The 21,596-nt window shown below is 64.1% G+C and carries 19 protein-coding genes; 13 read left to right on the forward strand and 6 right to left on the reverse strand.

Going from position 1 to position 21,596, the window contains the following annotated elements:
• Positions 1 to 135: 135 nt before the first annotated feature.
• Entirely contained in the window at positions 136 to 3,084 is a 2,949-nt protein-coding gene (polA, locus tag NKH67_RS23555; RefSeq protein WP_352502636.1) for a DNA polymerase I, read from the reverse strand.
• 445 nt (positions 3,085 to 3,529) lie between these two features.
• Between polA and NKH67_RS23560 the strand changes: the two genes are divergently transcribed.
• From NKH67_RS23560 to NKH67_RS23585, 6 genes are all read left to right on the forward strand, one after another.
• The gene (locus tag NKH67_RS23560; RefSeq protein WP_352502637.1) at positions 3,530 to 4,915 is read left to right on the forward strand and encodes a M20/M25/M40 family metallo-hydrolase; all 1,386 of its coding nucleotides are present in this window, start codon (positions 3,530 to 3,532) and stop codon (positions 4,913 to 4,915) included.
• A gap of 103 nt (positions 4,916 to 5,018) precedes the next feature.
• Positions 5,019 to 5,639 carry a ribonuclease D gene (locus NKH67_RS23565; protein ID WP_254816792.1) on the forward strand — a complete coding sequence of 207 codons (621 nt, stop codon included), beginning with the start codon at positions 5,019 to 5,021 and terminating at the stop codon, positions 5,637 to 5,639.
• Between the two features lie 202 nt (positions 5,640 to 5,841).
• The gene (locus NKH67_RS23570; RefSeq protein ID WP_352502638.1) at positions 5,842 to 6,093 is read left to right on the forward strand and encodes a hypothetical protein; all 252 of its coding nucleotides are present in this window, start codon (positions 5,842 to 5,844) and stop codon (positions 6,091 to 6,093) included.
• A gap of 27 nt (positions 6,094 to 6,120) precedes the next feature.
• The gene (locus NKH67_RS23575; protein ID WP_352502639.1) at positions 6,121 to 6,294 is read left to right on the forward strand and encodes a hypothetical protein; all 174 of its coding nucleotides are present in this window, start codon (positions 6,121 to 6,123) and stop codon (positions 6,292 to 6,294) included.
• 84 nt (positions 6,295 to 6,378) lie between these two features.
• Entirely contained in the window at positions 6,379 to 8,631 is a 2,253-nt protein-coding gene (locus NKH67_RS23580; RefSeq protein ID WP_352502640.1) for a transglycosylase domain-containing protein, read from the forward strand.
• A gap of 61 nt (positions 8,632 to 8,692) precedes the next feature.
• Positions 8,693 to 9,445, forward strand: coding sequence for an SDR family NAD(P)-dependent oxidoreductase (locus NKH67_RS23585; protein WP_352502641.1), 753 nt, complete (start codon positions 8,693 to 8,695; stop codon positions 9,443 to 9,445).
• A 112-nt stretch (positions 9,446 to 9,557) separates the two neighbouring features.
• On the opposite strand, the gene NKH67_RS23590 is transcribed toward NKH67_RS23585, so the two are convergent.
• Together NKH67_RS23590 and NKH67_RS23595 are read right to left on the reverse strand one after the other, a co-directional pair.
• Positions 9,558 to 11,330: a cation:proton antiporter domain-containing protein gene (locus NKH67_RS23590; RefSeq protein WP_353031881.1), complete on the reverse strand. Its 1,773-nt coding sequence runs from the start codon at positions 11,328 to 11,330 to the stop codon at positions 9,558 to 9,560.
• Positions 11,331 to 11,557: 227 nt separating this feature from the next.
• Positions 11,558 to 12,007, reverse strand: coding sequence for a baeRF12 domain-containing protein (locus tag NKH67_RS23595; protein ID WP_352448343.1), 450 nt, complete (start codon positions 12,005 to 12,007; stop codon positions 11,558 to 11,560).
• A 440-nt stretch (positions 12,008 to 12,447) separates the two neighbouring features.
• Between NKH67_RS23595 and cysG the strand changes: the two genes are divergently transcribed.
• The 6 genes from cysG (at position 12,448) to NKH67_RS23625 (ending at position 18,182) form a co-directional block, all read left to right on the forward strand.
• On the forward strand, positions 12,448 to 13,899 hold the full coding sequence (gene cysG, locus NKH67_RS23600; protein WP_352469416.1) for a siroheme synthase CysG: 1,452 nt from the start codon (positions 12,448 to 12,450) through the stop codon (positions 13,897 to 13,899).
• Positions 13,896 to 14,201, forward strand: a complete 306-nt coding sequence (locus NKH67_RS23605; RefSeq protein WP_352469417.1) for a DUF2849 domain-containing protein — start codon at positions 13,896 to 13,898, stop codon at positions 14,199 to 14,201. Before cysG ends, NKH67_RS23605 begins: the two co-directional genes overlap by 4 nt.
• Positions 14,202 to 14,275: 74 nt before the next feature.
• A complete protein-coding gene (locus NKH67_RS23610) occupies positions 14,276 to 15,946 on the forward strand; it encodes a nitrite/sulfite reductase (RefSeq protein WP_352469418.1) in 1,671 nt (556 codons plus the stop codon).
• Positions 15,921 to 16,685, forward strand: coding sequence for a phosphoadenylyl-sulfate reductase (locus NKH67_RS23615; protein WP_352448339.1), 765 nt, complete (start codon positions 15,921 to 15,923; stop codon positions 16,683 to 16,685). The genes NKH67_RS23610 and NKH67_RS23615 overlap by 26 nt, the downstream gene beginning before the upstream one ends.
• Before the next feature lie 202 nt (positions 16,686 to 16,887).
• Positions 16,888 to 17,424, forward strand: a complete 537-nt coding sequence (locus NKH67_RS23620) for a DUF934 domain-containing protein (protein ID WP_352469419.1) — start codon at positions 16,888 to 16,890, stop codon at positions 17,422 to 17,424.
• Positions 17,425 to 17,561: 137 nt separating this feature from the next.
• The gene (locus NKH67_RS23625; protein WP_352502643.1) at positions 17,562 to 18,182 is read left to right on the forward strand and encodes a DJ-1/PfpI family protein; all 621 of its coding nucleotides are present in this window, start codon (positions 17,562 to 17,564) and stop codon (positions 18,180 to 18,182) included.
• 147 nt (positions 18,183 to 18,329) lie between these two features.
• Here NKH67_RS23625 and NKH67_RS23630 read toward each other — a convergent pair whose 3' ends face one another.
• Positions 18,330 to 19,352 carry a fatty acid desaturase gene (locus NKH67_RS23630; RefSeq protein WP_352469420.1) on the reverse strand — a complete coding sequence of 341 codons (1,023 nt, stop codon included), beginning with the start codon at positions 19,350 to 19,352 and terminating at the stop codon, positions 18,330 to 18,332.
• A 125-nt stretch (positions 19,353 to 19,477) separates the two neighbouring features.
• Complete coding sequence (locus NKH67_RS23635) at positions 19,478 to 19,681, reverse strand: hypothetical protein (RefSeq protein ID WP_023675249.1); 204 nt, start codon at positions 19,679 to 19,681, stop codon at positions 19,478 to 19,480.
• A 236-nt stretch (positions 19,682 to 19,917) separates the two neighbouring features.
• Here NKH67_RS23635 and grpE point away from each other — a divergent pair, with 236 nt between their 5' ends.
• On the forward strand, positions 19,918 to 20,553 hold the full coding sequence (gene grpE, locus NKH67_RS23640; RefSeq protein WP_352502644.1) for a nucleotide exchange factor GrpE: 636 nt from the start codon (positions 19,918 to 19,920) through the stop codon (positions 20,551 to 20,553).
• Positions 20,554 to 20,665: 112 nt separating this feature from the next.
• On the opposite strand, the gene olsB is transcribed toward grpE, so the two are convergent.
• On the reverse strand, positions 20,666 to 21,541 hold the full coding sequence (gene olsB / locus NKH67_RS23645) for a l-ornithine N(alpha)-acyltransferase (RefSeq protein ID WP_023675251.1): 876 nt from the start codon (positions 21,539 to 21,541) through the stop codon (positions 20,666 to 20,668).
• Positions 21,542 to 21,596 lie beyond the last annotated feature (55 nt).

A 21,596-nucleotide genomic window follows, 5' to 3' on the forward strand; every position in this document is an offset into this window, starting at 1 on the left:
GCTCCTCCTGGTCTTCGCGAGGCCAAGCTTCCGCATGCCTTACCAGATTCTCAAGTGCCTTGGTGATCATACGGGCACTATAGCATACCGCTGCTGCTCGTGAACCTTGAACCGAACATGGCTCTGTGGCCCGCCTTAATGCGCCTCTTCCCAGTTGTTGGCGGCGCGGGCGTCGACGTGCAGCGGCACCGACATCGACACCGCCGGCATGGCGGCGTTCTCCATGACGTGGCAGACGACCGGGATCGTCGCCTCGACCTCGGCTTCGACCGTCTCGAAGACCAGTTCGTCATGCACCTGCAGCAGCATGCGGGCGGAAAGCCTGGCTTTTTCCAGCGCCTCGTCCATACGGATCATGGCGCGGCGGATGATGTCGGCGGCGGTGCCCTGCAGGCGTGCGTTGATCGAGGCGCGCTCGTTGAACGCCCGGACCGAAGGATTTGACGATCTGATTTCCGGATAGTGGATGCGGCGGCCGAAAATGGTCTCGACGAAGCCGTGCTCGCGGGCATAGGCCTTGGTCGCATCGATATAGTCGCGGATGCCGGGAAAGCGCTCGAAATATTTCTTGATGTAGTCGCCGGCTTCCTCGCGCGCGATCGACAGCTGGTTGGCGAGGCCAAAGGCCGAAATGCCGTAGATGATGCCGAAATTGATCGCCTTGGCACGGCGGCGCACTTCCGAAGGCATGCCCTCGACCGGCACGTTGAACATTTCAGACGCGGTGATGGCATGGATGTCGGCGCCGTCGGCGAAGGCCTGCTTGAGCTGCGGGATTTCGGCGACGTGGGCGAGCACGCGCAATTCGATCTGGCTGTAGTCGGCGGAAACCAGCTTGTTGCCCTTGTCCGCGATGAAGGCCGTCCTGATCTTTCGACCCTCGACGGTGCGCACCGGAATGTTCTGCAGATTGGGATCCGAGGACGACAGCCGCCCGGTCGTCGTCGCGGCAAGCGCGTAGGAGGTGTGGACGCGCTTGGTGTCGGGATGGATGAAGCCGGGCAGCGCATCGGTATAGGTCGATTTCAGCTTGGTCAGCTGGCGCCAGTCGACGATCTTGCGCGGCAATTCGTGGCCTTCGGCGGCGAGGTCTTCGAGAAGCTGCGCCGAGGTCGACCACTGGCCGGTCTTGGTTTTTGAACCGCCGGGCAGACCCATCCTGCCGAACAGGATGTCGCCGAGCTGTTTTGGCGAGCCGATGTTGATGCGTTCGCCGACCAGCTGGTAGATTTCGTCCTCAAGCCGTGCGGCACCCTGTGCCAGTTCGCCGGAGAGCCGCGACAGGATCTGCCGGTCGACGGAGATGCCGCGCTGTTCCATCCGCGCCAATACCGGCACCAGCGGCCGTTCCAGCCGTTCATAGACCGAGACCAGGCCCTTGGCGGCAAGCCGTGGCTTCAGCACCTGCCAGAGCCTGAGCGCGACGTCGGCGTGCTCGGCGCCGTAAGCCGTCGCCTTGCCGAGGTCGGCCTGATCGAGGCCGACGAAGCTTCTTCCCGAACCGGCCAGTTCCTTCAGCGGAATGGTCGCGTGGCCGAGCCATTTATCGGCCAGCGCCTCCAGGCCATGGCCACCGTGGGTGCCGGCCTCGAGCACGTAGGAGATCAGCATGGTGTCGTCATAGGGGCCGACCTCGATGCCGTGACGGCTCATGACGACAAGGCGGTATTTCATGTCGTGCACGATCTTGAGGACGGATTTGTCCTCGAGCAGCGGCTTGAGCAACGCCAGCGCGTCGCGGATCGGGATCTGGTTTTCGACCGCGCCGCCGCCGAGCAGGTCGCCATTGCCGTTTTTGTGAGCAAGCGGCACGTAGGCGGCGTGGCCGGGCGCGACGGCCATGGCAAGGCCGATCAGTTCGGCCTGCATCGGATCGGGCGAGGACGTCTTAACGTCGAAGGCGACGATGCCTCTCTCTATCGCCTCGGCGATCCAGGCCTTCAGCGTCGCGGCGTCGCGGATGCAGGTGTAGGCGCTGGTGTCGATCTTGCGGGCAGTGGCAGCCTCCAGGCGAAGCGCCGAAAGCAGGGATGGGGTGTCGCCTTGCTTGGCTGCGGCCGGGGCTTCGAGTGCCGCTTCGTCCGGCGGCGGTGCGCTCTCGGCGGCCGCGGGCAGGCCAAAACCCATATCGGGGCCATGCGCGGTATCGGCACGCTCTATGGTGACGGGGGTGGCTGGAACGTCGCCCGCGTCGGTTCCGGTCGCTTCGGCCACGCGGCGGGTCAGCGTCGAGAATTCCATGGTCTTGAGAAAGCCGATCAGCCTTGGGCCGTCCGGCGCGTGCAACACGAACTCGTCAAGCCCCTCGGTCACCGGCACGTCGTTCTTCAGCGTCACCAGGTCACGCGAGATGCGCGCCTTGTCGGCATTGGCGATGATCGATTCGCGCCGCTTGTCCTGCTTGATCTCGCCGGCGCGGGCGAGCAGCGTGTCGAGGTCGCCGAACTGTTCGAGCAATTGCGCTGCCGTCTTCGGCCCGATGCCGGGCACGCCCGGCACATTGTCGACCGAATCGCCGGTCAGCGCCTGCAGGTCGATCATTTTCTGTGGCGGCACGCCCCATTTCTCGATCACCTCGGGAACGCCGATCTGGCGGTCCTTCATCGGGTCGTACATGGCAACCGTTGGGCCGACCAGTTGCATCAGGTCCTTGTCGGAAGAGATGATGGTGGTGTCGGCGCCGGCTTCGCAGGCAAGCCGGCAATAGGTGGCGATCAAATCGTCGGCCTCGTAGCCTTCCGTCTCAAGGCATGGCAGGTTGAAGGCCCTGGTCGCCTGGCGGATCAGGCCGAATTGCGGGATCAAATCTTCCGGCGGCGCCGAGCGGTTGGCCTTGTATTCGGGGTAGAGGTCGTTGCGGAAGGTCTTCGACGAATAGTCGAAAATCACGGCGAAATGCGTCGGCACGATGCCGACATCGGTGTTGCGGGCGTCCTGCGTCAGCTTCCAGACCATGTTGCAGAAGCCGAGCACGGCACTGGTTGGCAGCCCGTCGGACTTGCGGGACAGCGGCGGCAGCGCGTGATAGGCACGGAAGATGTAGCCGGAGCCGTCGACAAGGAAGAGATGATCGCCTTTTTTCATGGCACGAGGGAATAGCGCGGCGCAGCGCCGCGGTCCATGCCAAAGGCGGCTTGCGCCAAGGGTTCCGGCAACACCCTGACAAAATGGCGTGCGAGCTTGGCCGGCCCTGCCGGCCTGGCCGGAGCTTTGTTCGCTCACGCCTATGTTACAAAAGTGTAATTTTTGTGCCCTTGAATCGCCACGTTCGCAGACACAGATAAACGCCATCGGCAGTTTTCGCCGAAGTCCGGAGCAAGGCCCGTCCCCCGCCTATCCCGGACACTTGCGGCAGCCTATCCCCCCTCTCCGGGCTGCCGCATCGTTTCGAGTAAAGGCCGCCGTGGTTCCCTCCACCACGGCGGCATTTTTTTGCCTTTGGACAGGAAGCTGTGGCCCAACGGTCGCGGGCTTTCCGTTTCGCAACATGGGCTCTAGATTCGCCGCCAGAATCGAAAGGCCCCGCCAGATGTCCGCAGTTTCCCCTGTTCTCGACCGCCTCGACAAGAATTTCGACCAGAGCCTCGAACGCCTGTTCGGCCTGCTCGGCATCAAGTCGATCTCCACCGATCCGGACTACGCCGCCGACTGCCGCAAGGCAGCCGAATGGCTGGTCGCCGAGCTCAAGCTGATCGGCTTCGACGCCAGCGTGCGCGACACGCCGGGGCATCCGATGGTGGTCGCGCATCACGACGGGCCGGCGGGCGCGCCGCATCTGCTGTTTTACGGCCATTACGACGTCCAGCCGGTCGATCCGATCGAGCTGTGGGAAAGCGACCCGTTCGCGCCGGCGGTCAAGGAGATCGAGCCCGGCCACAAGGTGATCACCGGCCGCGGCGCGGCCGACGACAAGGGCCAGCTGATGACCTTCGTCGAGGCCTGCCGCGCGTGGAAGCAGGTGCATGGCGGATTGCCGTGCCGAATCACAATCCTGTTCGAGGGCGAGGAGGAGTCCGGATCGCCGTCGCTGAAGCCGTTTCTCGAGGCGAATGCGGATGAGCTCAAGGCCGATTTCGCGCTGGTCTGCGACACCGGCATGTGGGACCGCGATACGCCGTCGATCTGCGTCTCGCTGCGCGGGCTGGTCGGCGAGGAGATCACGGTGACTGCCGCCGACCGCGACCTGCATTCCGGGCTCTATGGCGGTGCGGCCGCCAATCCGATCCGCATCCTGGCAAAGATCCTGGCCGACATCCACGATGCCGATGGTCACGTCACCATCCCGGGTTTTTATGACGGCGTCGAGGAAACGCCGTCGCAGATATTGCAGTCATGGCTGTCGCTCGGCGAGACCGCCGAGACCTTCCTCGGCCCGATCGGCCTATCGATTCCGTCCGGCGAAAAGGGCCGCTCGGTGCTCGAGCTGACCTGGGCGCGACCGACGGCCGAGTTCAACGGCATTATCGGCGGCTATACCGGCAAGGGCTTCAAGACGGTGATCGCCGCGCAAGCCTCGGCGAAAGTCTCCTTCCGACTGGTCCACAAACAGGATCCGGAAAAAATCCGCGCCGCCTTCCAGGCATTCGTCAGAGAGCGCGTGCCAGCGGACTGCTCGGTCGAATTTCATCCGCATGGCGGCTCGCCGGCGATCCAGCTGTCCTACGACTCGCCCTTCCTCGCCAAGGCCAAGCAGGCGCTGTCCGACGAATGGCCGAAGCCGGCGGTGGTGACCGGCAGCGGCGGCTCGATCCCGGTGGTCGGCGATTTCCAGACTTATCTCGGCATGGAGTCGCTGCTCGTCGGTTTCGGCCTCGACGACGACCGCATCCACTCGCCGAACGAGAAGTACGAGATGAGCTCCTTCCACAAGGGCCAGCGCTCCTGGGCGCGCATTCTCGAGGCGCTGACACGCTGAAATTGCGCCAGACTCAAGTTTTTGTTGATTTTTCGCCGGATCGCGGCAAGGACGGGCACGGTCCCTTGCGCATCGCTGCACGGGGCCGCGACCGGAGAAGACGATGAGCGACATACGTTTCCACAAAAACGATCTGCCCGGCCTGCTGCATTACGATGTCGGGGCGGTCGCCATCGACACCGAGACGCTGGGGCTGAACCCGCATCGCGACCGGCTCTGCGTCGTGCAGATCTCGCCGGGCGACGGCTCGGCCGACGTCATCCAGATCGCGCCCGGCCAGAAGAAGGCGCCGAACCTCGTCAGCCTGCTCAAGAACCGCAGCATCACCAAGCTGTTCCATTACGGCCGCTTCGATCTCGCCGTTCTCTACAACGCCTTCGGCGTCATGCCGGAGCCGGTGTTCTGCACCAAGATCGCGTCGCGGCTGACGCGCACCTACACCGACCGGCACGGGCTGAAGGACATCTGCTTCGAGCTTCTCGGGATCGGCCTGTCGAAGGCGCAGCAATCATCGGACTGGGCCGCCGAGACGCTGTCGCCCGAGCAACTCGAATATGCCGCCTCCGACGTGCTCTATTTGCACCGGCTGCGCGACGTACTGAGCGCGCGGCTGGCGCGCGACAACCGGACCAGGGAGGCCGATGCCTGCTTCCGCTTCCTGCCGACGCGTGCGAAACTCGACCTGATGGGCTGGGATGAAGAGGACATCTTCGCCCACAGCTAATGGCCTTCATGATAATTCTACTCCGGCGGCCATCTGGCGCAGTTTTCTCCGCTTCCGGTGCTCACGGACCCAAATGTCCGCTGCGCTCCGGTTCTCGAAAACCACGCCATATGTCTCGCCGGAGCGAATTCTCCTAAAGGCCATCGGCCAGGAACCAGACGCTTGTCCCGGCGTTCCGTTCGCTTCACCGGGAGAAATGAAAATGGCTGCCCGAAAATCAATCGAAACGGCACCGAAGGACGGCTCCAAGGTCACCGTCTACTGGCAGGACAGCGACGGCGTGATGAACGAGAGCATCGCGCAATACCGTTCGCTCGACCAGCTGAAGGCGGCCGGCGGCGACTGGGACGAAAGCGACGCCGGCTGGTGGGCCTATACGGACGGCCATACGCAAAGGAAGATCGAGCCGATCAGCTGGCGGCCGGCCTCCGACGATGCGGATGCCGACGACTGAGGGGGCTGGTCTCGGGCCGGCGGGCTCGTGGCGAATTTTTTCCTCCGTATTTTGTTCTTGCTTTGTGCCGGCAGCTATGCTACTAACTCCGCTATGGTGCTCATTGGCTCCAACGACCCGCCCGCCGAGGCGGGTTTTTCATTTCTGGCGCTGTCGCGGGCCGCGCCTGCTCCGCAAGCGATTGAATACAGTTTGCTTTGATTTTTCCCGACTTAACCCGCCTTTAAACCGCCGCATCTAGTCTTCAACCCCAACGCCATAGGCATGGGGAAGACAGCACAGCGCATGGCGAACCGGAAAGACAGCCGCATCGAGCCCAGCTTCGAGGCATCGCCGGGGGCGAGATCCTCGGCCGGTTTTTCGGTAAGCGAGGAGGACCGCGTCGTGCCGAGCAACCGAAAAGCCGCTGCAAAGCGCAAATCGTCCAAGGCCAAGCCGCCGCGCGGCGGGCGCGGCAAAAGCCGGCGCGGCGTGTTCGGCGTTCTTGCCCGGCTGTTCTACTGGTGCTTCGTGCTGGCCATCTGGGGCGGCATCGCCACTGCCGGCATCGTCGTCTATTACGGCGCGAAAATGCCGGCGGCCACCACCTGGGCCATTCCCGACCGCGCCCCCAACATCAAGATCGTCTCGGTCGACGGCCAGCTGCTTGGCAATCGCGGCATGAGCGGCGGCGAGGCCGTCGGCCTGCACGAAATGTCGCCCTATATTCCCGAGGCCGTCATCGCCATCGAAGACCGCCGCTTCTATTCGCATTTCGGCATCGACCCGATCGGCCTTTCCCGGGCCATGGTGACCAATGTGCTGGGCGGGCATTTTTCGCAGGGCGGCTCGACGCTGACCCAGCAGCTGGCCAAGAACCTGTTCCTGACGCCGGACCGAACGCTGGAACGCAAGGTGCAGGAAGTGCTCTTGGCGCTGTGGCTGGAGCACAAGCATACGAAGGACCAGATCCTCGAAATGTACCTCAACCGGGTTTATTTCGGCTCCGGCGCCTATGGTGTCGAAGCGGCCTCGCGCCGCTATTTCGGCAAGAGCGCGCGTGACGTCACGCTGTCGGAGGCCGCCCTTCTCGCCGGCCTGCTCAAGGCGCCGTCGCGGCTGTCGCCGGCGCGCGACCCGAAGGCGGCCGAGCAGCGCTCGCAGCTGGTGCTCGCCGCGATGCGCGACGAGGGCAAGATCAGCGCCAAGGAGCAGACCACGGCAATGAGCGCGCCGGCGACGCGCGCGCCGTCCTACTGGACCGGCTCGGAAAACTACGTCGCCGATACGATCATGGAAGAACTGCCCGACCTGATCGGCGATGTGCGCCGCGATATCGTCGTCGACACGACCGTCGATCTGACACTGCAGAAGCTCGCCGAGCAATCGATCCGCCGGCTGATCGAACAGAGCGGCAAAAAACTCAATGTCAGCCAGGGCGCGCTGGTGTCGATCGATAATTCCGGCGCGGTGCGCGCCATGGTCGGCGGCTATGATTATTCAACCAGCCAGTTCGACCGCGCCTCGGAAGCGCGCCGCCAGCCGGGCTCGGCGTTCAAGCCGTTCGTCTACATGGCGGCGCTGGAATCCGGCCGCACGCCCGACAGCGTGCGCAACGACGCGCCGATCAAGATCGGCAACTGGACGCCCGACAATTACGGCGGCAAATATTTCGGCAAGGTGACGCTGGCGACGGCGCTGGCAAAATCGCTGAATTCGGTTGCCGCGCAGCTGACCATGGAAGTCGGGCCGAATGCGGTGGTCGAGGCGGCGCACCGCATGGGCATCCAGTCCGAGCTTACGGCCAATACCTCGATCGCGCTGGGCACCTCGGAAGTGACGCCGCTGGAACTGACCTCGGCCTATGTTCCCTTTGCCAACGGCGGTTATAAGCCCGACATCCATTTCATCCGCCGCGTCACGACGAGCGACGGCAAGGTGCTCTACGAAAATAATGGCGGCGGTGCGCCGCGGGTCGTCAATCCCGATGTCGTCGGCATGATGAACTCGATGATGACCGGCACGGTCGAGATCGGCACGGCCAGGAAGGCGGCGTTCGCCTGGCCGGCCGCCGGCAAGACAGGCACCAGCCAGAACTCGCGCGACGCGTGGTTCATCGGCTATACCGCCAACCTCACCACCGGCGTCTGGTTCGGCAATGATGACGGCAGCGCGATGAAGAAGGTCACCGGCGGCGCATTGCCGGCGCAGGCCTGGCACGAGTTCATGGTCGCCGCGCATGAGGGCGTGCCGGTGCGGCCGCTGCCTGGAACCTGGAAGTCGACGCCGCCCGACACCATCGTGCCGGACGACATACCGTCCGACACGCCGCCGCCGGCGCCGGTCGCTTCCGTCGGCCAATCGGCGCCGCCTGTGGCAGCTACCCAGTCGGCTTCGCGTCCCGTGCGTTCTGCCGAGACAGTCGATGCCGGCGGCCTGGCCATGCCGGGCGTCGACAGCGCCACCGGATCGATCAAGCACCCGGTGCCGCCCGGCAATGTCGGCGGCCCGGTCAAGAAGCGACAGACCTCGATTCTAGACATTCTGACAGGCGGCTGAGCTCTATCCCCTCGCAACCGCTGCAGCGTTCCGCTACATCTCTCGCTTGGAGACAAGCGACATGGGCGAAACCGACACCAGAAAAACCATCGTGCTGACCGGCGCCAGCCGTGGCATCGGCCATGCCACTGTCAAGCGCTTTTCACGCGAAGGCTGGCGCGTCATCACCTGCTCGCGCCAGGCCTTTGCCGAGGACTGCCCGTGGCCGGCCGGACCTGAAGACCACATCAAGGTCGACCTCGCCGACCAGGAGGATGTCGGCATCGCCATCTCGGAAATCCGCCACCGGCTGGAGGCGCATGGCGGGCAGTTGCATGCGCTGGTCAACAATGCCGGCATCTCGCCCAAGCTCAAGGACGGCAACAGCCGCATGAACTCGATCGACACGCCGATGCATGTCTGGCGCGACGTCTTCCAGGTGAATTTCTTTGCGCCGATCATGCTGGCGCGCGGACTGTTCAAGGAATTGGCATCGGCCAAGGGCTCGATCGTCAACGTCACCTCGATCGCCGGCACCCGGGTGCACCCCTTCGCCGGCACCGCCTATGCGACGTCGAAGGCGGCACTCGGCTCGCTGACCCGCGAGATGGCGCATGATTTCGGCCCGCACGGCATTCGCGTCAACGCCATTGCGCCGGGCGAGATCGACACCGCGATCCTGTCGCCGGGTACGGAAAAAATCGTCGAGACCATCCCGCTGAGAAGATTGGGCACCACGGCAGAAGTCGCCGACATCATCTTCTTCCTGTGCTCGCAGCAGGCGTCCTACGTGACCGGCTCGGAAATCCATATCAATGGCGGCCAGCACGTTTGAGCGGTTGGTTCTGATCAATCGTTGACGCTGCCCCTCATCCCCCTGCCGGGACCTTCTCCCGTGAAGAACGGGGAGAAGGGCTTGACCGCAACGCTGGCGGGGCGGCGCAGGCTTAGGCTGCCGTGGGCGCTTTCGGTGCTGCCAAAACCTCCTCGACGATGCCGCGGGCGATCTCGCGTTCGCCCATGATGACGGTGTCGGCACCAAGGACTTTGAGGTGCTCGACCTCGGCATCGGAATGGGCGCGGGCGATGATTTCGATTGTCGGATTGGCGGCGCGGGCGCGCAGAACGACCTGCCCGGCCTCGAAGGCGTTGGGAATGGCCAGGATCAGCCGCTTCGCCCCCTCGGGATTGGATGCGGCGAACACGTCGCCACTCGCCGCGTTGCCGGGTACGGTTTCGACCCCGTCGGCCTTGAGCTTCGCCAGCGTCTTGTCGGCATCCTCGATGACGAGGAAGGGCAGGGCGGCCTGCTTCAGCGCCGTGCCGACGAGGCTGCCGACGCGGCCGTAGCCGATCAGGATGGTGTGGCCGGTCAGCCTCGTCCTGGGCGGTGGGCCATCCTCGTTAGCAGGCGCCGCGACCGAAGCCACCTGGCCGGGCTCGGTCGCCGGGCCGATCGGCCTTGCTTCGCCGGACGGCGCCGTCCTGCCGGCGCGTGCTTCCAGCCAGGGTTTCATCCGGTCGACGGCAAAAAACATCAGCGGATTGAGGACGATCGACAGGATGGCGCCGGCGAGGATGAGGTCGCGGCCTTGTTCGGGCAGCAGTTTCAGCCCGACGCCGAGTTCAGCCAGGATGAACGAGAATTCGCCGATCTGGGCTAGGCTTGCCGAAATCATCAATGCGGTTGCCACCGGATAGCGGAAGACGACGACGATGACGAAGGCTGCCAGCGACTTGCCGACAACGATGATGGCCAGCGTCGCCAGGATCGGCCAGCCATTGCTGATCACGCTGAACGGGTCGAACAGCATGCCGACCGAAACGAAGAACAGCACGGAAAAGGCGTCGCGCAGCGGCAGCGATTCCTCGGCCGCCCGGTGGCTGAGCTCGGATTCGCTCATGATCATGCCGGCGAAGAAAGCGCCGAGAGCCAGCGACACGCCGAACAGCTTGGCCGCGCCGAAGGCGACGCCAAGCGCAATCGCAAGCACCGCCAGCCGGAACAGTTCGCGCGATCCGGTATGGGCGACGTAGTGCAGGATCCAGGGGATAAGCCGGCGGCCGACCACCAGCATGACCACGACAAAGGCCGCGACCTTGGCCAGTGTGACGGCGACGACGCCCCAGACGCCGTAGCTCGCCGGCAGCGACAGCAGACTGCTGGAGTGCACCTCCACCTGCTCTTGGCCGCCGAGCACGCCGGCCAACGCCGGCAAAAGCACCAGCGCCAGCACCATCGCCAGATCCTCGACGATCAGCCACCCGACGGCGATGCGGCCGCGCTCGGTCTCGATCAGCCGCCGCTCCTGCAGGGCGCGCAACAGCACCACGGTCGAGGCCACGGAAAGCGCCAGGCCAAAGACCAGTCCCGCACCGATCGACCAGCCGAGCATCCAGGCAAGGCCGGCGCCGAGAGCTGTCGCGAAGCCGATCTGCACAATGGCGCCGGGCACGGCGATGGCGCGGACCGACAACAGGTCCTTCAGCGAGAAATGCAGGCCGACGCCGAACATCAGCAGGATGACGCCGATCTCGGCAAGTTCATTGGCGAGGCCGGCATCGGCGACGAAACCCGGCGTGTTCGGTCCAACCAGAACGCCGGCGACGAGGTAGCCTACCAGCGGCGGCACGCGAAAACGGTTGGCAAGTGCGCCGAAGACGAAAGCCAGCCCCAGACCGGCGACGATGGTGGCGATAAGGGGCGTGTCATGCGGCATTGTCTATGGAGCACCTTCAGGAATCGCGATGTCGGATATGCGCCGTCCAAAAGCCGCCGCCTTGGCAGTATGGAGGCTGGGACAGTCGCGAGACAACCCGCAATCCCCATGAAATCGATGGCAAGGCGGCAAAAAGGCGTTGAGCCGGCAAGCGTTGCCACCCGGCGCGGCCTGCTCCAGGCAGGCGATTGCTATGGAAACGAAAGTTGCGCGCCGCCGATGCCCGATCAGGTCGCCTGCAGCAGGCTCTCGATATCGGGTATGCTGTGGTTGGTCAGCGTCTTTGGAATTTCGGCCGTTATCTTGTCGGTGACCTCCTTGTGCAGCTTCCTGCGCATGTCGCCCAGCACCGGCGGCGGCGCGATCAGCACGATCTCCTTGAAGCTGCCGCGATGCGCGAGCTTGTAGAGCCTGTCGGCAATCTCTTCGGCAAAACGCTCCTTGCCGAGACGGTGCCAGTCGGTGTCCTCGACCGCACTGCGGTGGACGGAAGGGCCGTCGCTGTAGCGGCCGGGGCGGTCCGTGCCTTGTTCTCGGGTTGCCGGATTTTCCTGCTCCATCTCGTGCACGACCTGAAGGTCGGGATATTGGACGTCTCCACGGTTCTCGAGGAACAGCGCCTTTTCGCCATCTGCCACCACGATCCATAGTCCGCGTTTCAGTCTGACGTTGCTCATGGGGCGCTCCTTTTTTGATTTTTCGAGCCCATCGCCGGGCCTTTGCCGCAGGGGTGTGACCGGGCCTGGGTCCATAGAGCAAACGCGTGCCGAGGCGGGAATGTTCCGGCACTCGGACCCGGTGCTCCGACAGGGGTCGGCGAGAGTGCGGGGCTGCCGTCGATCGCTTGGTCAGGATCCGGCGGCTTAATCTACTAAATTGATAGAATTTAGAAAAATTTGTTTTGTGGTTAGCTCCTCCGGCCGCTAAAAAGGCAGCGGATCAAGGGCTGCAACAGCAGCTTCAATCTGCCCCGCATTTGAATTTGGAATATTTTTCTCTTGGCCTTCATGCTTGCAGAAAAGAGATTGCCTGCTACGAAGCGATGCGCGAGTGGGTGCCTTCTGGTTTTTCGCGCCCCCGCGTAGAACTGACAAACGGTTCCAGGATTCCGCTCGTCATGCCGCAAGCCACGCCCAAGCTCAATGCCTTTCCCGTCTTCATGCGGGTCGAGGGCGAAGCCATAGCCATCGTCGGCGGTGCAGAGGAAGCGCTGGCCAAGGCGCGGCTGCTCGCGCAGTCGAGTGCTGTGCTGCGCATCGTCAGCGATGAAACAAGCCCGGAGCTGCTGGCCTTTATCGCCGAGACGGGGGCCGCCCACATCGCCGACGCCTATGATGCAGCACATCTCAATGGTGCGGTGATGGTGTTTGCCGCCAGCGGCGACGAGGCGCTCGATCGCCGCGTTGCCGGGGATGCGCGCCGGCTGGGCATTCCGGTCAATGCCGTCGACCGGCCGGAGCTATGCGATTTCTTCACGCCGGCACTGGTCAACCGCGCGCCGGTCGCCATTGCCATCGGCACGGAAGGTGCCGGCCCGGTGCTGGCGCAGATGCTGCGCAGCCGCATCGACCGCATGCTGGCGCCCTCGCTCGGGCCGCTCGCGGCGCTCGCCGCATCGTTTCGCGACACCGCCGAAAGACTGCTGCCGAAGGGCAATGCCCGCCGCCGCTTCTGGAGCGATTTCTTTGGCGGCGCGCCGGCCCGCGCTGTCGAGGCAGGCGAGCTTTCGCAGGCGCATGATGCGGCCGTCGGCCTGCTGCTTTCGACAGAACCGGCATCGGGCCATATCGCGCTTGTAGGCGCCGGTCCAGGCGCCGAGGACCTTTTGACGCTGCGCGCCCATCGCCTGCTGATGGAAGCCGACGTGATCGTCCATGACGCGCTGGTGCCGGAGGCGATCGTCGCAATGGGCCGTCGCGATGCCGAGCGCCTGCCGGTCGGCAAGCGCAAGGGCTGCCATTCCAAGAGCCAGGCCGAGATCAATGCGCTGCTGGTCGAGCTTGGCCACGCCGGCAAGCGTGTCGTGCGGCTGAAGTCCGGCGACCCGCTGGTGTTCGGCCGGGCCGGCGAGGAGATGGCGGCACTTCGCGATGCCGGCGTCGCCTACGAAGTGGTTCCGGGCGTCACCGCGGCCTTCGCCGCCGCCGCCGATTTCGAACTGCCGCTGACGCTGCGCGGCGTGTCGTCGTCGATGGTGTTCACCACCGGCCATGACCTCAAGGGAAATTCGCTGCCCGACTGGGCAAAGCTCGCCATTTCCGGCGCGACGGTCGCCGTCTATATGGGCCGCTCGGTCGCCGCCGAGGTCGCCGGCCGGCTGATCGAAGCCGGCCTGTCGCCGGATACGGCCGTCGCCGTGGTCGAGAATGCCAGCCTTGCCAACCGCCGCCGTTTCCACGGCACGCTCGCCGACCTGCCGTCGCTGGAGGCGCGCGCCGACCTCAGCGGCCCGGTGATGACCATCATCGGCGACGCGGTCGCCGGGGCCAATTTCGAACGGTCCGAGCCGCTGGCGGCACACAGGCAGGAAAGCGTGGCGAGTGCTGCCGCGCAAGGAGTGAGCCAATGAAAGTCCTGACCGCGAACCGCCTCGCCGACGGCATAGCCGTCTGGTACGCCAATGGCGGCTGGGCCGAGATCATCGACCATGCCGACATCGCCCATGACAAGGCGGCCGAGGACCGGCTGGAGGCAATCGGCGCCAAGGCCTCCGCCAACAACGAAGTGGTCGACGTCAACCTGATAGACGTGACCGTGGCCAACGGCACGGTCGAAGCGGTCCGGCTGCGTGAAAAGATCCGTGCCGCCGGCCCGACCACCCGCAACGACCTGGGCAAGCAGGCCCGTCCGCAAGCTGCACGCGCGGCATAGATGACACAAGCAATGATCCCGATCATGCTCGAACGAAGAAAATAACGGGCGGACGCGCCCGGAAAGACCTGAATATGTACCGTTACGATGAGTTCGACCACGATTTCGTCAAGGCCCGCGTCGCCGAGTTCAGCGACCAGGTCGCGCGGCGCCTTGCCGGCGAGATCACCGAGGACCAGTTCCGGCCGCTGCGGCTGATGAACGGCGTCTATCTGCAACTGCATGCCTATATGCTGCGCATCGCGGTGCCCTACGGCACGCTGAACAGCAAGCAGCTGCGCATGCTTGGCCACATCGCCCGCAAATACGACAAGGGTTACGGCCATTTCACGACGCGCCAGAACATCCAGTTCAACTGGCCGGCGCTGTCGGACATCCCGGCGATCCTGGCGGATCTGGCAAGCGTCGAGATGCACGCCATCCAGACCAGCGGCAATTGCATTCGCAACGTCACCGCCGACCACTTCGCCGGCGCAGCCGCCGACGAGGTTGCCGATCCGCGCCCCTATGCCGAAATCCTGCGGCAATGGTCCTCGGTGCATCCGGAGTTCTCGTTCCTGCCGCGAAAATTCAAGATCGCGGTGACCGGCGCCGAGCGCGACCGCGCCGCCATCCAGACGCACGACATCGGCCTGCACCTGAAGAAGAACGCCGCCGGCGAGCTCGGTTTCGCCGTCTATGTCGGCGGCGGCCAAGGCCGCACGCCGATGGTCGCCAAGAAGATCCGCGATTTCCTGCCCGAAGCGGATCTGTTGTCCTACTGCACGGCGATCCTTCGCGTTTACAACCTCTACGGCCGGCGCGACAACAAGTTCAAGGCGCGCATCAAGATCCTGGTCCATGAGACCGGCGTCGAGGAGATCACCCGCCAGGTCGAGGCCGAATGGCAGGAGTTGAAGGACGCCGAGCTGAGGCTGCCGGAAGAAGACATCCGCGCCATCGATGCCTATTTCGCGCCGCCTCCACTTGTCGACCGGCCGGAAGGCGACGAGGCGGTCAAGCTTGCCCGTCTCGACTCCAAGAGCTTTTCCGAATGGCTGGATCAGAATGTGGTCACCCATCGCCATCCCGACTACGCGGCGGTGACCATCTCGCTCAAGGGCATCGGCGAGACGCCGGGCGATGCCTCCGACAGCCAGATGGAAGCGGTCGCCGACATTGCCGAAAAATATTCATTCGACGAGCTGCGCGTCAGCCACGAGCAGAACCTGATCCTGCCGCATGTGGCGCGTGCCGACCTCAAGGCGGTCTATGACGCGCTTGTCGATATCGGGCTGGCGACGGCCAATTCCAACCTGATCAGCGACATCATCTCCTGCCCCGGCCTCGACTATTGCGCGCTGGCAACGGCGCGTTCCATTCCCGTGGCGCAGGAAATCTCGCGGCGCTTTGCTTCGCTGGAGCGCCAGCGCGACATCGGCGAATTGAAGCTGAAGATTTCCGGCTGCATCAATGCCTGCGGCCATCACCATGTCGGCCATATCGGCATCCTCGGGGTCGAGAAGAAAGGCGCCGAGCTCTACCAGGTGACGCTCGGCGGCTCGGCCGACGAGAACACCTCGGTCGGCGAGATCATCGGCCGCGGCTTCAGTTCGGAAGAGATCACCGATGCCATCGAGCAGATCGTCGAGACCTATCTCGGGCTTCGGCTGGACAGAAACGAAAGATTCATCGACGCCTACCGCCGAGTCGGTCCCGCGCCGTTCAAGGAGGCGCTCTATGCTGGCGAAGCCAAGGCCGCTTGACCGTATCGTCGACGTCGAGGCCGGCATCGCCGCCCAAGCAGCGGGTCTCGACGCGCTCTACGGCCATCTGAAGCCGCTGGAGATCATCGAGCGGTCGACCCGGGAGTTCTTTCACGGCGAAATCGCCGCCGTCTCGTCCTTCGGCGCGGATTCGGCGGTGCTGCTGCACATGATCGCCGAGATCGACCGGACGCTGCCGGTGATCTTTCTCGACACCGGCAAGCATTTCGAGGAGACGCTCGGCTATCGTGACGCGCTGGCCGCCGATTTCGGGCTGAGCGATATCCGGGTGATCAGGCCCGACGATGCGGCGCTGGCAAGGATCGACCCGACCGGCAATCTGAACGAGACCGACACCGACGCCTGCTGCGACGTCCGCAAGGTCGAGCCGCTGGCGCGCGGCGTCGAGCCGTTCCGCGCCTGGTTCACCGGCCGCAAGCGCTTCCAGGCGGCGACCCGGGCAGCGCTGCCGGTGTTCGAGGCGGTCGGCTCGCGCATCCGCATCAATCCGCTGGCGCACTGGACGACATCGGACCAGGCCGGCTACATGCGCGCGCATGCGCTGCGTGAAAACCCGCTGGTCGCCTATGGCTATCTGTCGATCGGCTGTTTCCCATGCACGCAGCCGGTGCAACCGGGCGACGATGCGCGCAGCGGCCGCTGGGCCGGCCATGCCAAGACCGAATGCGGCATCCATTTGTCGGGGCTGGAAAGATCGCTGACGGACGCCTCGCTTTAGGGTATATTGATATTCAGCCGGCCTGCAAACGGCGGCTTCCTGTGCTTCCGGCGCTCACGTACCCAAAGTACGCTCAGCTCCGGTTCTCGGAGGCCACACAGTTTGGTCGCTTCGCGCCCGCCTTCGGCTCGGCCTGACCTGAATCTCAACGCACCCTGAGGTGTTTTGCACTTTAGAATCTTTGGACTTGGGAATTTTCTTGATGAGCGACTTGATAGCCGAAAACACCATGCGGCTGTGGACACCGGATGGGTTCCGCGAGGACGAGTGGGTTCATGCCGAAAGCGCCGAGGCGCTGGTCGGCAATGGCCGTTTCATCCTGCCCTTGCAGGCGTTTCTCGGCCTCGATCCGGAGGTGCGGCGGTCGGCGAAGGAGCGCATCGGTGTGCTGCTGCAGCCCGGCGATCAGCTCGAGAAGATCGCAGGCCTGCTCGATCAGCTGTCGCTGGTGGCGCTGGCGTTTCCGGCGTTCAATGACGGCCGCTCGTTCTCCAAGGGCGAATTGCTGCGCAGCCGTTATCATTTTGCAGGCGCTATGCGCGCCACCGGGCAGGTGCTGATCGATCAGCTGCCGCATATGCTGCGCGTCGGCTTCGATGAATTCGAGGTATCGCACCCGGTGCTGCTGAAGCGGCTCGAGCAAGGCCGCACCGGCGGACTGCCGCTGTTCTATCAGCCGGCGGTGAAGCCGGAGGCCAAAGGCCCGAAATATTCCTGGCGGCGGGTGCGCGCCGGCTGATCCGCTCCAGAGGGCCAGAAGCCCTATCTGGTCGGACCACATTCCCGATTCAGCCTTTTATTTTGCGCCTCTCCGCCTTAGGATAGGCCCATTATTTCGCGATCCGAATAAATGTGGCCACAAGGGAGGAACCGGGTATGGCTGGCAAGAAGATATTGATGCTCGTTGGCGAGTTCAGCGAGGAGTACGAGATTTTCGTCTTTGAACAGGCCATGCATGCGGTGGGCCACACCGTCCATGTCGTTTGCCCCGACAAGAAGGCCGGCGATATCCTGAAGACCTCGCTGCACGACTTCGAGGGCCACCAGACCTATACGGAAAAGCTCGGCCACGACTACATCCTCAACAAGACGTTTTCCGAGGTCAATCCGGCCGACTACGATGCCGTCTACGCGGCGGGCGGGCGCGGGCCGGAATATATCCGCATCGACAAGCGCGTGCAGGCGCTGGTGCGGCATTTCCATGAGACGGGAAAACCGATCTTCACCATCTGCCACGGCGTGCAGATCCTGATCGCGGTCGACGGCGTGGTGCGCGGCAGGGAAGTCGCGGCGCTGCAATATTGCGAGCCGGAAGTCACGCTGGCCGGCGGCATCTATATCGATGTTGCGCCGACCGGCGCCCATGTCGACGGCAATCTGGTGTCGGCCAAGGGCTGGCCGGGCCTTGCCGCCTTCATGCGCGAATGCCTGAAAGTGCTGGGCACCGAGATCCGCCAGGGCGAGACCCTGATGCGCGACCAGCGCCGGGCGGCTTAAGCTCGGAATGTGGAGCCCGCCGCACCCCTAACGCATGTCGCGCAAAAGTGTCAGCGGTTTTGCGATAACGGCATGCATAAACGACAACCTAAAGCGCGTCGCATGAGGCCGGTCGAGCGCAACGCGCTTTAGGTGCGGCGGTATGCTTTACACGGCCATCCGCGCTTCGCGGAACGATACCAGCTTGCTGCGACTCTCGTCCCACAGCGCCAGCTTGACGCAGCGCAGGCTGTCGAGGAGTGTGACGCGGCCGATCTCACGCAGCTCCGGATAGTCCCTCAGCACTTCCGGAAGCCGGTAGCACGGCACCTTGGCCGAGAGGTGGTGCACGTGGTGGACGCCGATATTGCCGGTGATCCAGTTCAGCACCGGCGGCAGGTCGTAATAGGACGAACCGTGCAGAGCAGCGTGCTGGAATTCCCACTCGGAGTCCTTTGTCCACTCCGTCTCCTCGAACTGATGCTGGACATAGAACAGCCAGATGCCGGCCGATCCGGCGAGGATGACGATCGGCAAATGCACGACCAGAAACGCGCCGGGGCCAACGAACCAGATGAGCAGCGCGGCGATGACCGCGATGGCGAGGTTGGTCGACATCGACGACACCCAGGGGGTGAAACCGCCCCGCATCATGCCCAAGGGCAGTCTCTGCTCGAAAATGAAAATCCAGATCGGGCCAAGGCCGAACATCACCAGCGGATGGCGATAGAGGCGATAGGCGAGCCGGCCCCGCCACGACAGTTGCCGGTATTCGGCGACGGTCAGTGTCTTGATGTCGCCGGTGCCGCGCTCGTCGAGATTGCCGGCGCTGGCGTGATGGGTTGCGTGGGCGCGGCGCCAGCAATCGTAGGGCGTCAGCGTCAGCACGCCAAGCACGCGGCCGATCCAGTCGTCGGCATAGCGGTTGGCAAAGAAGGAGCCGTGGCCGCAATCGTGCTGGATCATGAAGATCCGCACCAGAAAGCCGGCGGCCGGAAGGATGAGGACCAGACCCCACCAATGGCCATAGGCATAAGCGGCCGAGGACAATGCCCACAGCGTGGCGAAGGGGATGAGGGTGATGGCGAGTTCGACGGCGCTGCGACGCCTGTCGGGCTTTTTATAGCGCGACAGGATCTTCAACCAGGCGCGCTTGCTGTTTGCCACAGCTTCGGGGGAAATCATGTTCATCATGAAACATAGGCGGAGCGGCGCGCTGCCGCAAGGCGGAGATCACGCAAAGTTACTGCGGGTAAATGTCGCGCGATGGCGAGGATTGCGGCCGCAATCGCAGGTCGCGTCGCCGGCAACGGCGCCTACCGACGGCGCCCGCCTGCGACCACCTTGGCTTCTACGCCGTCCAGGCGGTCGAGCAATTCCTTCAGACGGTCGGGAATATCGGACTCCGTGCGGAAGGCCGGCAAGGTGCGCAGAAAGCGCTTGGTCGCCTCGGTGCCGAGCTGGCGCCGGATATCGGCGGCGAGCCCGTCGCGTTTTTCGCCATTCCTGCGGGGCATCATCCAAAATCCTGTGTCGACTTCGAAACTCTTCCAAGGGAGGAATGGTTCCCGCATTGTAGTATGCTGGCAAGCAAAGCCGTCGGGTACGGTAAAGTTTGAATTAAAATCGAAAGGTATGCGCCGTCCGCCGTCAAGCCGCGACAGCGGCTGCAGTATCGCTTGCCCCTTGATTTTTGGCCGGCAAACCTCGATATCGGGCGCAAATCCACACCATTCGAAAATGACGGGAAACGGCGATGAGCGACCAGGCAAAAGACGAACGCGCGCCCGATGAAGCCGAGAAGACCGAGGCTGCCGCGGAGCCAAGGGAAGGCGGCGTCGACGGCGACTATGAAGCGCTTGTGCGGCTTCTGAAGGAAAACGAAGAGCTGAAGGATCGCGCGCTGCGCGTCGCGGCCGACATGGAGAATTTGCGCCGCCGTACCGCCCGCGACGTCCACGATGCGCGCGCCTATGCGGTTGCCAATTTTGCCCGCGACATGCTTTCGGTGTCGGACAATCTGCGCCGTGCGCTGGATGCCATCCCGGAGGAGGCCAAGGCGTCGGGCGATGCCGGCTTCAAGACGCTGATCGACGGCGTCGAGATCACCGAGCGCGCCATGCTGTCGGCGCTGGAACGCCACGGCGTGAAGAAGCTTGAGCCCGAGGGCGAGAAATTCGATCCGAATTTCCACCAGGCGATGTTCGAGGTGCCCAATCCCGACGTACCGGCCAACACGGTCGTGCAGGTCGTGCAGCCCGGCTATTCGATCGGCGAGCGTGTGCTGCGGCCGGCCATGGTCGGTGTCGCCAAGGGCGGCCCCAAGCATGTCGCAAGCGAAGCGCCGGTGGAGCCGGGGCCGGTCAACGAGCAGGCTGAGAAAGATGCGTAAGTTAGGGGAGTAGGGGAATAGGGCAGTACGGGAGTAGGGAATAGCGCTACGTCGGGTAAAGTAGAGCAATTGCCTACTCGCGCCCTTGCCTTCTCTCCGCCTACTCCCCTATTCAGGCCGCAAACCGCTGCGCTTCTCCGCCATAATAATTGACGTAGCGGGCGCCGATCTCCTTGACCGGCATCACCACGAACACGTCGACCGTCGAGAATTCACGATCAATGACGCAACCGTCGCCGATGCGCGCGCCGACGCGCAGATAGCCCTTGACCAGCGGCGGCATCGCGGCGATCGCCGCCTTGGTATTGACGGCCTCGATCGGCATCAGATCCATCGAACAATAGCGCCCGGCGACGGCACGCACGTCCCAGGATGAATTCGTCCGGCAGTGGTGGGCAAGGTAGGTCAGCGCCTCTGCATGTGCCGCCGGCACGGTGCCGTGGAACGACGCGCAGCCGGTCATCACGCCAATGCCGTAATGATTGATATAGGCCCAGATGCCTTGCCACAGCGCCTCGATGGTGCGCTTCGAGCGGTATTCGGGCAGAACACAGGAGCGGCCGAGCTCGAGGAAGCGCTGGCCAGGATGCCGCGCGATCAGCTTGGTCAGTTCGAATTCGCCTTCGGAATAGAAGCCGCCGGCGGCCGCGGCAATCTCCTGCCGCAGCAGGCGGTAGGTGCCGACGATGCGGCGATGCTCGGGGCCGGAAAGCGAAGTATCGAAGACCAGCAGATGGTCGCAGAGGGGATCGAAGCGATCGGCATCGCGGCGGTCCTGCATCTGGAACAGGTCCTTCCTGGCACCAAGCTCGTCGTAGAACACCCGGTAGCGCACTTCCTGCGCGGCAGCGATCTCGGCCTCGTTGCGGGCGAGCCGCACTTCGAGATTGCCGATGCGGCCGAGCGATGCGCCTTTTATGACGGCATCGGCGTTCCGGCCGACGAGCAAAGGCCCGCTGGCGTTCGGCCGAGCATCACATTCCGGCATGACTGTATGCACGAGTGATTCTCCTTCGAGCCATCCCTCTTGGCACGGGGATACG

Source organism: Mesorhizobium sp. M0968 (assembly GCF_040319065.1).
Taxonomy (GTDB): domain Bacteria; phylum Pseudomonadota; class Alphaproteobacteria; order Rhizobiales; family Rhizobiaceae; genus Mesorhizobium.